Here is a 14,529-nt window from a genome sequence, read left to right as displayed (position 1 = left end):
CCATTGGTGTATAAACTACTGACCCAGAGCGACACTCCAGCGAGCATCTTCCCCTGCTAAGAAAGGAACTAATTTATCATTACAGCAGTCAATTGATTCGCAAGTAATATTTTGTTCTTTAGTTAGCGTAATGGTTCCTTCATTTACGGGTAAGTTATAGAATTTAGGACCATTTAGTGAACAAAAAGCTTCGAAATATACCAAAGCACCAAGCTCTTCAAAAACAGTCGCGTAAGCCGCTAATGCAGTGGGAGCATTAAAGACCCCAGCACAACCACAGGAAGACTCTTTACGTGATTGTATATGTGGTGCGGTGTCGGTACCAAGGAAGAAACGGTCACAACCTGAAGCAACGGCTGCACGTAATGCTTCTTGATGTACATTACGTTTCAAAATAGGCAAGCAAAATAAGTGCGGCCTTATACCACCAACTAACATATGGTTACGGTTAAACATCAAATGTTGAGGTGTTAAAGTTGCAGCTGTAAATTCATTTGCTTCTTGGACATATTGAGCCGCTTCTTTGGTGGTTATATGTTCAAAAACGACTTTGAGTTTTGGAAACTGTGCCCGTAATGGCAACATAACTTGCTCAATAAACAACGCTTCGCGGTCAAAAATATCGATATGGCTTGCGGTGACTTCACCATGGACCAGCAATGGCATTCCTGCTTGTTCTATCGCAGCTAATACGGGATAAATTTTTTTAATATCAGATACGCCATGACTCGAGTTTGTTGTTGCATTAGCCGGGTAGAGTTTACAGGCAGTAAATACCCCTTCGTTAAAGCCACGAACCACTTCAACAGGATCTGTGCTATCAGTAAGGTAGCAGGTCATTAAAGGGGTAAATTGATTCCCTTCTGGAACCGCTTTTAGGATGCGTTCACGATAAGCTTTTGCGGCTTCAATCGTTGTGACTGGTGGCACTAAATTCGGCATGACAATTGCACGGCCAAAAAATTCACTGGTATAGGGAACGACCGTTTTTAACATATCATCATCGCGAAAATGAACATGCCAATCATCAGGGCGGCGGATCGTTAGGGTAGTTACAGTTGTCATTAAACCGGCTCCATAGGGGAAGAGTGAATGATGAGCGAGTGCTCAAGCCGGAATAGAATGATAAAGGTAAAGTAAAAAAATAGCTATGAGAAATCACGATTGTAGCTTATTTCAGGGATAGATCGCGCAAATAACGTAAATAGGTGGCTTATTTAGTTCGTTCAATAGCAAAAAACCTGCTTAAGTTTCCTTAAGCAGGTTTCCCTAAATTTTGGCTCCTCCAGCTGGACTCGAACCAGCGACATACGGATTAACAGTCCGCCGTTCTACCGACTGAACTATGGAGGAACTCCTTGGTACGCAGAGGATATTAGCTTTCTCTCACCGCATTGTCAAAGGAGAATATCGAAAAAATTGTTTGTTTGCCTGTTATCTGTGCGAACTGTCGGAAGTTTGATCGAAAATAGGGTAGTCGTGATTAATCAAGGTCATACACTAATGAGAAGACTGTGACAAATCTGAGTTGATGAACGGTGTATTATTTCAAGTTTAGAGGTTAATCGTAGTTAATCACTACTAAGTCATGGATGGATATAAAGTAGTTTAATTTTTATTGCAGAAAGTGATACTGAAGATGATTCCTTGCGCAGTGGCAAGGTGGATTTGGTTATCGGTTCCTCTCGAGACTGGCACCCTGAAATAAAGGCTCAGAGCTTATTTAATAGTACTTTTCAAGCATTAGTTCGCCCAGGGCATCCAATTATCGGGCAGGTGGCGCCTGAAAGCTTAACACATTACCCACATATTAGCGTATCGCGCCGAGGGCGTACATTGGGGCCAATTGATGACGCATTACGCGACCTTCAATTACAGCGTAATGTTGCATTGACTTTGCCTAGTTTTCATTCAGCCATGATGTTAACCATGAACTCTGACTATATTTTGCCGCTCCCTCGTCATGTACTGCAAGGGGTAAAGAGTGTTAATTTGCCATTGGTTGAAATTGAACTTCCTTTGGGATTGGTGCCTATATTTATCGTGCAAGCATGGCACCCAAGGTTAGATAGGGACCCTGCGCATCAATGGTTACGCCAGACGATTAAACAATTTTTTCTAGAGAAAGAGTAAGAATTTATTTTATGGTGGGAACTCTTGTATTTGCCGTAAGTAAAGTAATGCTAAGAAGAGTGATTTTTAGGTAGATAGCAAAAAGCCCGCATTAAGCGGGCTTTTTAAATTTGGCTCCTCCAGCTGGACTTGAACCAGCGACATACGGATTAACAGTCCGCCGTTCTACCGACTGAACTATGGAGGAATTGCTTTGTTCCTGAGAACGAGGCGCATATTACCCATCCTGTTCACTGTTGTAAAGTATAAAAATGAAAAAAATAGCCAAGTGGGCGTTAAGTAATCGATTTGGTGGTTATCTATCCTAATATATGATGCGTAATGCATACCAGATGGATTATGAGAGGTGCTAGGGGAGCATTGATAGTAGAGATGAATTATATAATGGTGATATATATTTAGCAGATAGCAAAAAGCCCGCATTAAGCGGGCTTTTTAAATTTGGCTCCTCCAGCTGGACTTGAACCAGCGACATACGGATTAACAGTCCGCCGTTCTACCGACTGAACTATGGAGGAATTGCTTGTTCCTGAGAACGAGGCGCATATTAACGATATCATCTCAGGCTGTCAATCATAAAAACAGAAAAAATATCCAACTGCTCATTCAATGCACATTATGACGAAGTTTTACTCTAGTTAATTGATATTGAATTAATTTTGAGTTGCAAGTGTACCAGGTAATTGCGTAGAAACTTCAGGATAAGCGACATGATAGATATCATAAAAGGAAATCATTCCTTTTAATGCAATTAAACGCGATATTTCTTGTTTTATAGCAGAGCTAACATCTTGTGAATCAATGATTTTGCTTATCGCATTATCAGAAACTGGTTCAGTAACAAACCATTCCCCGTTATAACAGACACGTAAATCTAAGACGCCAATATCTTCAAAGTGATAAACAGGTTTGATGTCAAAAAGTAGTACACTTGCTAATACAATAAAAAGAATGGTGATACCCAGAGCCCAATAAGGACCAAAATAAGGGGCATACCAAAGAATAATGGCTAGGGGGACATAAGCCGCAACCATGCCAATACATAAATAAGGGTGGTTGGCGAGAAATTGGCTATTAAAATAAGGTTTCCCATCACGGTTTTCACGTTTATTGATGGCATCCAAATCTTCGACGAGTATTTGTTTGATAATATCCATGTGTATAACTCTCTGTCAGATATCTATACTAGGAGGGTATCACGAGCCGTTGAGATTGTTATATATCAGTTAAAAAAAATATTTACACAGATTGTCATCGTATCGGATAATTCTTACTGACATTTATTAGGTTGTTGGCTTTTTAAATTAAAGTTTTCTTTAAACTATCAACTAAATGCAGCGTTTTTGTTAACGTTATAGCCGATAAAAGTGACGCAATCGAAAAAACAGCATATTTTTGAGGTTTGCTCGTATAAAATAGTTGCTATTATCTTTAAGTCATGAGTTAATGAGTGTCGGCCTGTTTAGCAGTCCTATTTGATGTATGATTACTGAGTTAGTGTGTTCTAAAGAAGAAAGTTATCACAGATAGCCTTTGACCGTGACGCTTCATCTTGGTGTTTCCCTGATTAAATAGTTGACTCTGGCCCGTATATGCCAAAAGGCAAGTTTTTTTGATGTTATATAGGAAAAGTCAAATGTCCGACAAAATGAAAGGTCAAGTTAAGTGGTTCAACGAGTCTAAAGGCTTCGGTTTCATCACTCCAGCTGATGGTAGCAAAGACGTTTTCGTCCACTTCTCTGCCATTCAGGGCAATGGTTTCAAAACTCTGGCTGAAGGTCAGCAAGTTGAATTCACCATTGAAAACGGTGCAAAAGGCCCAGCAGCTGCTAACGTAACTGCTATCTAAGCTAATTGCTTAACTGATTTTCTAAAGCCCGTCATTTTTAATGACGGGCTTTTTCGTATGCGCTACATTTATGGTTAATATATTTTGTTGGAAAAGAATGTTATGAATATTAATGACCGTGTTTATGTAAAAACAGACGGAGAAGAGCGTCGAGAAGGAACTATTTTACTTATTGAACCCTTCAATGAAGGGGTAATGTATTTAATTGCATTACCTGATTACCCTGAAGGTATTTGGTTCTTTAATGAAAAAGAAGGCGATGAAGGGATTTTTGTTACGCCAATTGAAAGATAAGTTCAATTTAATGGGCACTTTGTCCTTTACTTAATAATTTTCCCCACTTATACTCCTTCCATCTTTTACTTAGGAGATTATTACTTGGACAGTCAGAGTTGGAATAAAAACTTAATTTAATGGCAAGCCAGTAATCGTCTTTTCTTTTCACTGCTTGCCACAACGGCGGGCGGTGTCTGATGTCTCCTCATCATACTACTCCCTTATAATTGTATTTCATTAGATAGCGTATTATAGCTGTATTGAGTGTGTATTATGTTGGTCTATATTTATTCTTTATTTCCTCCAGGCAATAGCTAATGGTTTTTGAGTAATTATTTTACTCAAAATATGGCTATATGCTTTTTATTAAGCATATAAATCATTATCCAAGTTATTTTTGGAGGGATTATCATGCTTTTTTCCCCTGATATTTTAAATTTGCTGTCTGCTATGTGTTTTGGTGCATTAATTGGTGCTGAGCGCCAGTGGCGTCAACGAATGGCGGGCTTGAGAACTAATGCACTGGTTGCAACCGGAGCGGCGGTATTTATTTTAAGTTCTGTAACAACATCACCTGATAGTCCTGGTCGTATTGCTGCCCAAGTGGTGTCAGGAATTGGTTTTCTCGGTGCGGGAGTGATTATGCGTGAAGGCATGAACATCCGAGGCCTAAATACTGCGGCAACGCTTTGGTGTTCCGCGGGGATCGGTGTTTTATGTGGATTAGGCCAGTATTCTTTGGCCTTGATGGCAACGTTATTAATTTTATGCGCCAATATTTTATTAAGAGAAGCCGCTTCACGAATTAATAAACAACCACAACAGCAAGCACTCGATGTAGAGCAACGTTATAAAATTCGCGTGATGTGCCATCAAACGGATGAAATTTTAGTAAGAACTCTTATTTTACAAGCAATTAATGGACTGCATATTCGGCTGCAATCGTTAAGTAGTGCAGACACACTAAAGCCTGAGCAGCTAGAAGTGTGTGCTGAATTTCTTGCGACACCTGCCGAGCAAAAAGAAATTGAAGCATTGGTATGCAGAATAAGCCTTGAGCAAAGTGTTAGTGCTATCAATTGGAAAGTGGCATCAGAGCTACCAGCTTGATGACTTTAAATTAACTCACTATAGGAGCTGAAATGGACGACCACCCTCCGTCATGGAGTAGTAAATTGGAGCTATCTAACTGATAATAAACTAATTTTATTTCAGTTGGATAGCGTTAAAATCACGAGTGTTGTATTCGAGACAACGTTATGACTGAAATAAGACAACCGCGCAAAAGCGTCAAAGCCGCTGCACGCCAAAAATTTATTGTTGGCGAACAAGCGAGTAAAAATATTGAGCAAGTGCTCAATGAATATCAAACAAATCTATTAGGCTTATCAGAGAATGAGGCGATGGACCGTCTTGTGACTGAAGGTGAAAATGAAGTTGCTCATGAAAAAGCCCCTCCAGCATGGAAGCAACTACTCACTTCTTTTAAAAATCCATTTATATTCGTACTGATTGTATTAGCTGTTGTTAGCTTTTTTACGGATTATGTTATTCCTGAACGCCAAGGCGAAGAAACAGATTTAACCGGCGTGATTATTATTGTCACAATGGTTTTATTGAGTGGTTTTTTACGTTTTTGGCAAGAGTATCGTACCAATAAGGCTGCGGAAGCATTGAAATCCTTAGTTCGTACGACGGCTACTGTATTTCGTCGTGATAATAAAACGGGGCGTTCTGTTAGAAAAGAGGTACCGATCAAATGCTTAGTACCTGGGGATATTGTGTTGTTATCCGCTGGAGATATGGTTCCTGCTGATTTAAAGCTAGTCGAATCAAGGGACTTGTTTATCAGCCAAGCCATTCTAACAGGGGAATCAATACCTGTAGAAAAATACGACACATTAGGTGACGTTTCAGCCAAAAATTTAGATCCCGTATCGCCAACTGAAAATGAACTGTTAGAAATTTCAAATATTTGTTTAATGGGAACCAATGTTACCAGCGGGACGGCGCGTGGAATTGTGGTGGCAACGGGTGGGAAAACCTATCTAGGCTCGCTGGCCAAATCTATTGTGGGGAGTCGTGCGCAAACTTCGTTTGATCGTGGTGTGAATAGCGTAAGCTGGTTATTGATTCGCTTTATGTTAGTCATGGTACCAATCGTCTTACTTATCAATGGGTTTACAAAAGGAGATTGGTTCGAAGCAACACTATTTTCACTGGCGGTTGCCGTGGGTTTAACACCGGAAATGTTACCGATGATTGTTAGCTCGAATTTAGCCAAAGGTGCAATTGCCATGTCAAAGCACAAGGTGATTGTTAAAAGGTTAAATGCTATCCAAAACTTTGGCGCAATGGATGTGTTGTGTACGGATAAAACGGGAACATTGACGCAAGATCGTATTATTTTAGAACATTATTTGGACAGCAATGGGCAAAAAAATAGTAAAATTTTGCAACTAGCTTGGCTAAACAGCTTCCACCAAAGTGGGGCTAAAAATATGATGGATCAGGCAATTATTCGTCGTGGTAGAGGGAACAGTGAAGTTGAGCAGCTAAAAGTATTCCAAAAAATTGATGAGTTACCCTTTGATTTTATTCGACGCAAATTGTCAGTGACAGTACGAACACCGAAAGGCGAAGCTCTACTTATTTGTAAAGGTGCCGCGGAGGAAATGTTAGCTGTCTGCCAAAGTTACCAACAAGATGGTGAGCTGCATTTACTTGACGACCAAGCAAAGGTAAAAATTACTGAGCTAGTGAGTGATTATAACAGACAAGGATTTCGTGTATTGTTACTTGCAACTCGTCGTTTGAATGATGCAGAAGCCAGCTTACCGCTTTCTGCTCAAGCCGAGTATCAGTTAGAGCTACAAGGCATTTTAACTTTTCTTGACCCAGCAAAAGAAAGCGCAATTTCAGCCATTGCAGCACTACGTGAAAATGGCGTTACGGTTAAGGTGTTGACGGGGGATAATGCCATTATTACCGAAAAAATCTGTCATGATGTTGGCTTAAACATCAGCGAAATCATGACGGGTTTAGAAGTTGAAGAACTGACAGACGAAGAGTTAAGCCAGAAAGTTGAGCAAGTTTCAGTTTTTTGTAAATTAACACCATTGCAAAAATCCCGTATTTTAAAGCGGTTACAAGCAAATGGACATACCGTTGGTTTTCTTGGTGATGGGATCAACGATGCGCCCGCATTACGTGATGCTGATGTAGGAATTTCAGTTGACACAGGGACGGATATTGCTAAGGAATCTGCGGATATTATCCTACTTGAAAAAGATTTAATGGTATTAGAGCAGGGGGTAATTAAAGGACGTGAAACTTTTGGTAATATTATTAAATACTTAAATATGACCGCCAGCTCTAACTTTGGTAACGTATTTTCTGTATTAATTGCCAGTGCATTTATTCCCTTCTTACCGATGCTAGCCATTCATTTGCTCGTTCAAAACTTACTGTATGATATTTCCCAGCTTGCATTACCCTGGGATAAAATGGATAAAGAGTTTTTAAAACGTCCTCGCAAATGGGATGCGAAAAATATTGGCCGCTTTATGATTTGGATTGGGCCAACCTCATCTATCTTTGATATCACAACTTTTGCGTTAATGTGGTATGTGTTCCAAGCGAATAGTGTCGCTCATGAAGCGCTGTTCCAATCAGGCTGGTTTGTTGAAGGATTACTTTCACAGACGTTGGTTGTTCATATGTTAAGAACACAAAAAATACCGTTTATACAAAGCACTGCCGCATTACCTGTTATGTTAACAACAGGGTTAATTATGGCTCTTGGTTTATATATTCCATTTTCTTCATTTGGTGAAATGATTGGGTTACAACCGTTACCAATAGAATATTTCCCATGGCTCGCTCTCACATTAGTCAGTTATTGTGTTGTAGCTCAACTAATGAAGCAATTTTATATTAAACGTTTTGGAACGTGGTTATAAAATAATGTTAAAAGGTGTGAGGCCAAAGGGGTCTTGCACCTTTGGGTAGCTATATCGTATGGGATATTTGATATTCATTGTAACTCATTAATATTCATAAAATAAAAAGAGCCACAGTAATAATGGCTCTTTTTGATTACAGAATAAAAAGAATAGGGCTTATTGCAGGCCTAAAGCAGTTTTCATCTGTTTCATTGCATCAATACCCTGTTGGCAAGCTTTATCTTGCTGGTCTTTAGGTAGTGCAGCAACCTGTTTTTTACCCTCTTCCAGCTGACCTTTCATTGCGTCTAACTGAGCTTTTGCTTGCGGGTTTTCTGAAGCTTTAGCAATTAAGCTATCAACTTCAGCGAAGTAAGCATTACAAGTTTCAGTTGCGCCAGCAACTTCACCTTTTTTCTCTTCTTCTGAACAAGCAGTGATTGTCAGTGCCAATAAACCCATACCACAAGCTAAAATCAACTTTTTCATAATCAACCTTATTAAAATTATTTATATAGCGAATTGAGTATATAAGAGATGTTTTTAATATCAAACGTGACAAATCCTAAAATAATACATCGGTTAATTAATTAAATTTCAATTTAATTGGGCTATAGTATTTTGTTTTAGCTCATTTCCGTTACATAAATTCACGGAGATAAATAAGTTGTTTTTTATCATTATGTTATAGATTTCCTTTAACTATTCTATGTTTGTCTAGAGTAATTGGTAAGTGGAAGAAAAATGGAAAGCAGATAAAAGAAGTATGAGGGCTATTAGGGTAAGGGGATAATGGTTAGTTAATTTAATAAATATATTTTTTGACGAAAATTATGTTTTAGCTACCAAGATAGAATAATACGTCATACGTGTATTTACCTATAAAAATGCCTATATAAGCCTTTTTAATATCGTTATAACGTTTTTTTATATGCGATTAAATATATTAAAAAATCGTTTATTTGTAACAAAATGTTTACGGACGAATGATAAGTTTTCACTATGAAATATTTATAGAATTAATGGCTGTTCATTTAAGATGCAATTATAGATGTGAAAGGTGAGCTAGTTCACAAATTTAAGAATAAAACCTTTGTATAGGTACCAGTTTGATTTTTAAATTAAATTTTCTTTGTACGAAGATGAAATTATCAGGTAGAGTCTTTGTTTTTAAGCGAACTAATGAAGAAATATCGCTTAACTTATGGTTAATGATAAGTGTACAGGGTTAACGACAATTAAGTTAATTTTGTTGACGCTAACTCAAATTCATACCAAAATTGACTCACCGTAGAAATTCGCCAAAGAGCGAGAGACGGGTTAGAATGTTTTTAACAAAGGGCGATAACTTTTCTTACTGTACATTTTTAGAATGATGAGTTCTCTAAAGGTAAAGTAAGGATATATGATATGGGTTCACCATATCGAAATGCAACATAGCAGATATTATATTAATGCTATGGGCATACAATGTATGTAGCCTGACTTATCTGGTTACAATTTTATATTTAGACTTACACACAGGGCTTTACCATTATGTCTGCTTCTATTGTAAAGAAACGGCCTCTGAGTCGTTACATCAAAGATTTTAAACACAGCCAAACTCATTGTGCACACTGTCACAAAACCCTTGATCGTATCTCTTTAGTTTTCAACGATGACATCTTAAATAAAGAAGCTATCGCTGACATGACTGAATTGGTTGATGAAGGCACTTGGGGGGAGCTGCAAGATAAATTTACTGCACTTTGTCGTTTTTGTAGTGAAATTTATTGCAATAGTAATACTGATTATTTTGATATTATGTCATTTAAACAGTATTTATTCTTACAGACTGAGATGAGCCACAGTACGGTTCGTGAATATGTTGTTCGTTTACGCCGTTTAGATGAATTGTTATCTTCCTCTAATTTTTCTATGAAAGAATTTACTGCGAGTAAAGTTCAAGAAGAGTTGAGTGAAAAAATGACAGATTCTGCATTTAGTAATTACAATATTGCATTACGTAAATATGAACAATATTTATTCTGGGAATCAGAAAAGTGCAATAATTAGAATGACATATTGAAAATAAGCATTGCTATTTTCTTTGTTGTTTTTAAGTAATGGTGTCCTCGTGGACACCTTTTATGTTTTTAGCTGACAGCTCTTTGGGATAGCACTTATCTGATAGGAAGCACGACAGCTATTCTTATGAGATAAGTGTATTTTTAAATATGTAATCATGTATGGCCTGGCTTTCGTAGACAACGAAGCCAGGCCTTTTACTTATTACCCAATCGTCATTAAGCTAGCATTACCACCTGCTGCAGCGGTATTGACACTCAATGAACGTTCATGAAGTAGGCGTTCAGTCATCAGGTTAGTTTCACCACGTTCAAAGCCTTGAACTGAAATAATTGGCCCTTTACGTTGTGCAACCACTGCGCAAACTTCTTTTAGCTGATCGCTGTCACCATGATAAATAACCCCTTCGATTGGCTCTTTCGATTCTATCCAGTTTTTGGTTATCGATATGGTTTTTCTCACTTTTTCAGGTAGTGACTTAAACAGCTTCTGATGGAGCTCACTATCTGGCCATAACACCTGACAACCCGCAGAAAGTACAGCTGTTAGCTGGGTTAAGCAATCTTGTTCATTATCGCTAAGGCATAAAATCAAACCACGCGGGCGCAAGGTATAGGTATTTCTTTCTCCTGTTGGGCCCGGTAATACACGGGTGGTTCCTGTTTGACTATGGCGTGTAAATAGCTCAATCACGGAAGGCGAAATAACCAAGTTTTGTTTTTCAGACCATTGTGTAAGTGCTTCAAATGGTTCAAGTAAAACAGTTTTAGCACTAGCATCCATGGGTAAATGGCTATCTTGTCGCTCTAAGGTATTTGAAACTGCGTTATCTGGACGTTCGCTTAATAAACGGTAAAGGTATAATGGCCCACCTGCTTTAGGCCCAGTTCCAGATAAACCTTCACCACCAAAAGGTTGCACCCCAACAACGGCACCAACCATATTGCGGTTTACGTACAGATTGCCAACTTTAGCTTTTGAAACAACTTGGTTGATAGTTTCATCGATACGAGTGTGAACACCAAGTGTCAGTCCATAACCGGCTGCATTAATTTGTTCAACAAGTGCTTCTAACTCATCTCGTTTAAAACGTACAACGTGCAGAACAGGACCAAAGATCTCTTTTTTCAGCTCACTAACATCATCAAGTTCTATTAATGTTGGCTTAACATAGGTTCCTTCCTGTTGCTCTTGCTGATCATCATGGTTCTCAAATGCTGCTTGGAAGACCGATTTCCCTTTGCTGCGCATTTTTTGAATATGTTGATCGATATTCTCTTTTGCTTCATGGTCAATCACAGGGCCTATATCGGTTGATAAATGCTCAGGGTTCCCCATACGGCACTCTTCCATTGCGCCTTTTAACATACGAATCGTTCTATCTGCGACATCCTCTTGGATACATAAAATGCGCAGTGCCGAACAACGTTGGCCCGCGCTATCAAAAGCAGATGCGACGACATCAGTGACAACCTGTTCTGTGAGTGCAGAAGAATCAACTATCATTGCATTTAATCCGCCGGTTTCTGCAATCAGCGGGGTAGGCCGTCCTTGTGCATCTAAGCGCCCTGCAATATTACGTTGAAGTAACCCTGCGACCTCTGTTGACCCTGTAAACATGACCCCTCGAACACGAGTATCACCAACGAGTTGAGCGCCAATGGTTTCACCTTTACCCGGTAAAAATTGCAGTACATCGCGAGGAATACCCGCTTGATGCAAAATAGATACCGCGATAGCGCCGATTAATGGTGTTTGTTCAGCTGGTTTCGCGAGTACGGTGTTACCTGCTGCGAGAGCCGCAGCAATTTGGCCTGAAAATATTGCTAACGGGAAGTTCCACGGACTAATACAGACCACAGGCCCTAAAGGACGGTGTGTGTTGTTATCAAAATCATTCTTGACTTGGGTTGCATAGTAATTAAGAAAATCTACCGCTTCCCTAACTTCCGCAATCGCATTGTTGTAGGTTTTACCGGCTTCACGTACTAAAATATCTAACAGCGGTTGTAACTGTTGCTCCATGAGGTCAGCGGCTCGTAATAAGATGGCCGCTCGTTCAGAAGGAGGCGTTGCGAACCAGATAGTACCTGCATTGTTAGCGGTATTTAATGCATGTTCAGCTTCTTGTTCTGTTGTTTCACGAACGTGGCCGACAATATCTTTGTGGCAGGCAGGGTTAATAATTGGTGTCGCATCGGGCAATGCTTGCGAAGCTTGGAAGTCGCCCCCTAACAGTGGTTCTGCCATTTTTTGCTGCATAGCCGCACTCAGTAGGGCACTTGATAGCGAAGCCAGTCGATGCTCGTTTGATAGGTCAAGCCCCATCGAATTCACACGCTCTTGCCCATATAAATCACGTGGTAACGGAATTTTTGGATGCGGTAAGCCAATTTGTCCTTCAGTTTTAGACAGTTCTAAAACATCTTTAACTGGGTCGGCAACTAATTCATCTAGAGGAATAGTGGCATCAGCGATACGGTTTACAAATGAAGTATTTGCGCCATTTTCTAACAATCGACGCACCAAGTAGGCAAGTAGCGTCTCGTGAGTACCGACTGGTGCATAAATACGGCAAGGGCGGTTTAGTTTGCCATCAGCAACCTTACCAACCACTTGTTCATAAAGCGGCTCACCCATTCCATGTAGGCATTGGAATTCGTATTGACCAGGGTAGTAGTTTTTACCTGCAATTTGGTAGATAGCAGAGAGAGTATGTGCATTATGTGTTGCAAACTGCGGGTAAATTAAATTGGGAACCGACAACAGTTTTCGTGCACAGGCAATATAAGAAACGTCAGTATACACCTTACGCGTATAAACAGGATAACCTTCTAGCCCATCCATTTGTGCGCGCTTGATTTCACTGTCCCAATAAGCACCTTTTACTAGGCGGATCATTAAGCGACGTTGGCTGCGTTCAGCTAAATTTATGATTGAGTCAATCACAAATGGGCAGCGTTTTTGATAGGCCTGAATTACAAAGCCAATCCCATTCCAACCCGCGAGTTGTGGCTCAAAACAGAGTTTTTCTAGTAAATCTAAAGAGATTTCTAAGCGGTCGGCTTCTTCTGCGTCAATATTAATCCCTACATCGTATTGGTGCGCTTGTAATACGAGGGATAATAGGCGTGGATAAAGTTCTTCCATCACGCGAGAGTATTGTGCGCGGCTATAACGTGGATGTAATGCAGATAGCTTAATTGAAATACCAGGGCCTTCATAAATGCCGCGGCCATTTGATGCTTTACCAATCGCGTGGATAGCTTGTTGGTAAGACACCATGTAATCTTGTGCATCTTTTTCCGTTAATGCGGCTTCGCCCAGCATGTCGTAGGAATAGCGGAAGCCTTTATCTTCGAGCTTTCGCGCGTTAGCGAGCGCTTGGGAGATAGTTTCGCCAGTAACAAATTGCTCTCCCATAAGGCGCATCGCCATATCAACACCTTTACGCACCAGTGGTTCACCACTTTTACTAATGATGCGATTAAGTGAGGTTGAGAGTTTAGCTTCATTATGCGTAGAAACTAATTTCCCCGTAAATAGCAGACCCCAAGTTGCGGCATTAACAAACATTGAGCTACTTTGGCCGAGGTGTGATTGCCAGTTTCCATTGCTGATCTTGTCACGAATAAGAGCATCACGAGTTGCTTTATCCGGAATACGTAATAAGGCCTCTGCGAGACACATTAATGCGACACCTTCCTGAGATGAAAGTGAAAACTCTTGAAGTAAGCCTTGAACCAAACCTGACCGGCCGATGCCATTTTTTTGATTACGCAGTTTTTCAGCGATTGAATAAGCTAACTTATGAGCAGCTTCAGCTTGTTCTGTAGGGAGCTGTGCTTGTTGTAACAACATTGGCACGGCTTGTGTTTCAGGAATTCGGTAAGCAGAAGTAATTGCAGAGCGTTTTACAGATTGTGGTAAAATGTGCTCTGCGAAATCTAAGAATGGTTGATAGTTAGATTCAACGGTGGTGTCTTCATCAGAAGTTTGATTTTCTTTTACATTGATACCCGGTGCGAGCTCTGGAAAGGCTTGGCCATTATCGAGTTGTTCTAGGTAATTATAAATAGCTTGTTTGATAAGCCAGTGTGATGTGCGGTCAAGACGCTGAGCGGCATTTTTAATGCGTTCACGAGTTGCTTCATCAAGTCTCACACCCATAGTTGTTGTGCTACTCATCTTAATTCCTCTAGGTCACGAGTCATTTTAATCAAAAAGTTACACCACATTATCTTAATGTTGCAACTTTGT

10 protein-coding genes and 3 tRNA genes are annotated in these 14,529 nt (G+C 39.8%); 6 read left to right on the top strand and 7 right to left on the bottom strand.

The window, feature by feature from the left end; translation table 11 throughout:
• Positions 1–15: 15 nt before the first annotated feature.
• On the bottom strand, positions 16–1,065 hold the full coding sequence (gene pyrC / locus PSF31_RS06915; protein ID WP_096864189.1) for a dihydroorotase: 1,050 nt from the start codon (positions 1,063–1,065) through the stop codon (positions 16–18).
• A gap of 212 nt (positions 1,066–1,277) precedes the next feature.
• A tRNA-Asn gene (locus PSF31_RS06910) sits at positions 1,278–1,353 on the bottom strand.
• A 294-nt stretch (positions 1,354–1,647) separates the two neighbouring features.
• Here PSF31_RS06910 and PSF31_RS06905 point away from each other — a divergent pair.
• Positions 1,648–2,133, top strand: coding sequence for a LysR substrate-binding domain-containing protein (locus PSF31_RS06905; RefSeq protein WP_232062950.1), 486 nt, complete (start codon positions 1,648–1,650; stop codon positions 2,131–2,133).
• A gap of 111 nt (positions 2,134–2,244) precedes the next feature.
• Here the strand turns inward: PSF31_RS06905 and PSF31_RS06900 are convergent.
• From PSF31_RS06900 to PSF31_RS06890, 3 genes are all read right to left on the bottom strand, one after another.
• Positions 2,245–2,320: transfer RNA gene (locus PSF31_RS06900), tRNA-Asn, on the bottom strand.
• A gap of 255 nt (positions 2,321–2,575) precedes the next feature.
• Positions 2,576–2,651 (bottom strand) — tRNA-Asn (locus tag PSF31_RS06895).
• Positions 2,652–2,786: 135 nt separating this feature from the next.
• Complete coding sequence (locus PSF31_RS06890; RefSeq protein ID WP_004265669.1) at positions 2,787–3,290, bottom strand: YlaC family protein; 504 nt, start codon at positions 3,288–3,290, stop codon at positions 2,787–2,789.
• Positions 3,291–3,769: 479 nt separating this feature from the next.
• On the opposite strand from PSF31_RS06890, the gene cspE reads away from it, so the two are divergent.
• The 4 genes from cspE to mgtA all read left to right on the top strand — a co-directional run bounded on the left by cspE (position 3,770) and on the right by mgtA (position 8,220).
• Positions 3,770–3,982: a transcription antiterminator/RNA stability regulator CspE gene (gene cspE / locus PSF31_RS06885; protein WP_004909801.1), complete on the top strand. Its 213-nt coding sequence runs from the start codon at positions 3,770–3,772 to the stop codon at positions 3,980–3,982.
• Between the two features lie 102 nt (positions 3,983–4,084).
• A complete protein-coding gene (gene dsrB, locus PSF31_RS06880) occupies positions 4,085–4,276 on the top strand; it encodes a protein DsrB (protein WP_004255792.1) in 192 nt (63 codons plus the stop codon).
• A 393-nt stretch (positions 4,277–4,669) separates the two neighbouring features.
• Positions 4,670–5,368 carry an MgtC family protein gene (locus PSF31_RS06875; protein WP_004255789.1) on the top strand — a complete coding sequence of 233 codons (699 nt, stop codon included), beginning with the start codon at positions 4,670–4,672 and terminating at the stop codon, positions 5,366–5,368.
• Positions 5,369–5,517: 149 nt separating this feature from the next.
• Positions 5,518–8,220, top strand: coding sequence for a magnesium-translocating P-type ATPase (gene mgtA / locus PSF31_RS06870; protein ID WP_164560973.1), 2,703 nt, complete (start codon positions 5,518–5,520; stop codon positions 8,218–8,220).
• A 159-nt stretch (positions 8,221–8,379) separates the two neighbouring features.
• Here mgtA and PSF31_RS06865 read toward each other — a convergent pair whose 3' ends face one another.
• A complete protein-coding gene (locus tag PSF31_RS06865; RefSeq protein ID WP_004255760.1) occupies positions 8,380–8,691 on the bottom strand; it encodes a DUF5339 domain-containing protein in 312 nt (103 codons plus the stop codon).
• A gap of 1,047 nt (positions 8,692–9,738) precedes the next feature.
• Between PSF31_RS06865 and fliZ the strand changes: the two genes are divergently transcribed.
• Positions 9,739–10,257, top strand: coding sequence for a flagella biosynthesis regulatory protein FliZ (fliZ, locus tag PSF31_RS06860; protein ID WP_004255757.1), 519 nt, complete (start codon positions 9,739–9,741; stop codon positions 10,255–10,257).
• Between the two features lie 216 nt (positions 10,258–10,473).
• On the opposite strand, the gene putA is transcribed toward fliZ, so the two are convergent.
• Positions 10,474–14,457 carry a trifunctional transcriptional regulator/proline dehydrogenase/L-glutamate gamma-semialdehyde dehydrogenase gene (gene putA / locus PSF31_RS06855; RefSeq protein WP_096864670.1) on the bottom strand — a complete coding sequence of 1,328 codons (3,984 nt, stop codon included), beginning with the start codon at positions 14,455–14,457 and terminating at the stop codon, positions 10,474–10,476.
• Positions 14,458–14,529: the final 72 nt, after the last annotated feature.

This window comes from Providencia sp. PROV156 (genome assembly GCF_028480905.1).
Taxonomy (GTDB): domain Bacteria; phylum Pseudomonadota; class Gammaproteobacteria; order Enterobacterales; family Enterobacteriaceae; genus Providencia; species Providencia hangzhouensis.
Note: the sequence above shows the minus strand (reverse complement) of the source record. Positions and strands in the feature narration are given on the sequence as shown.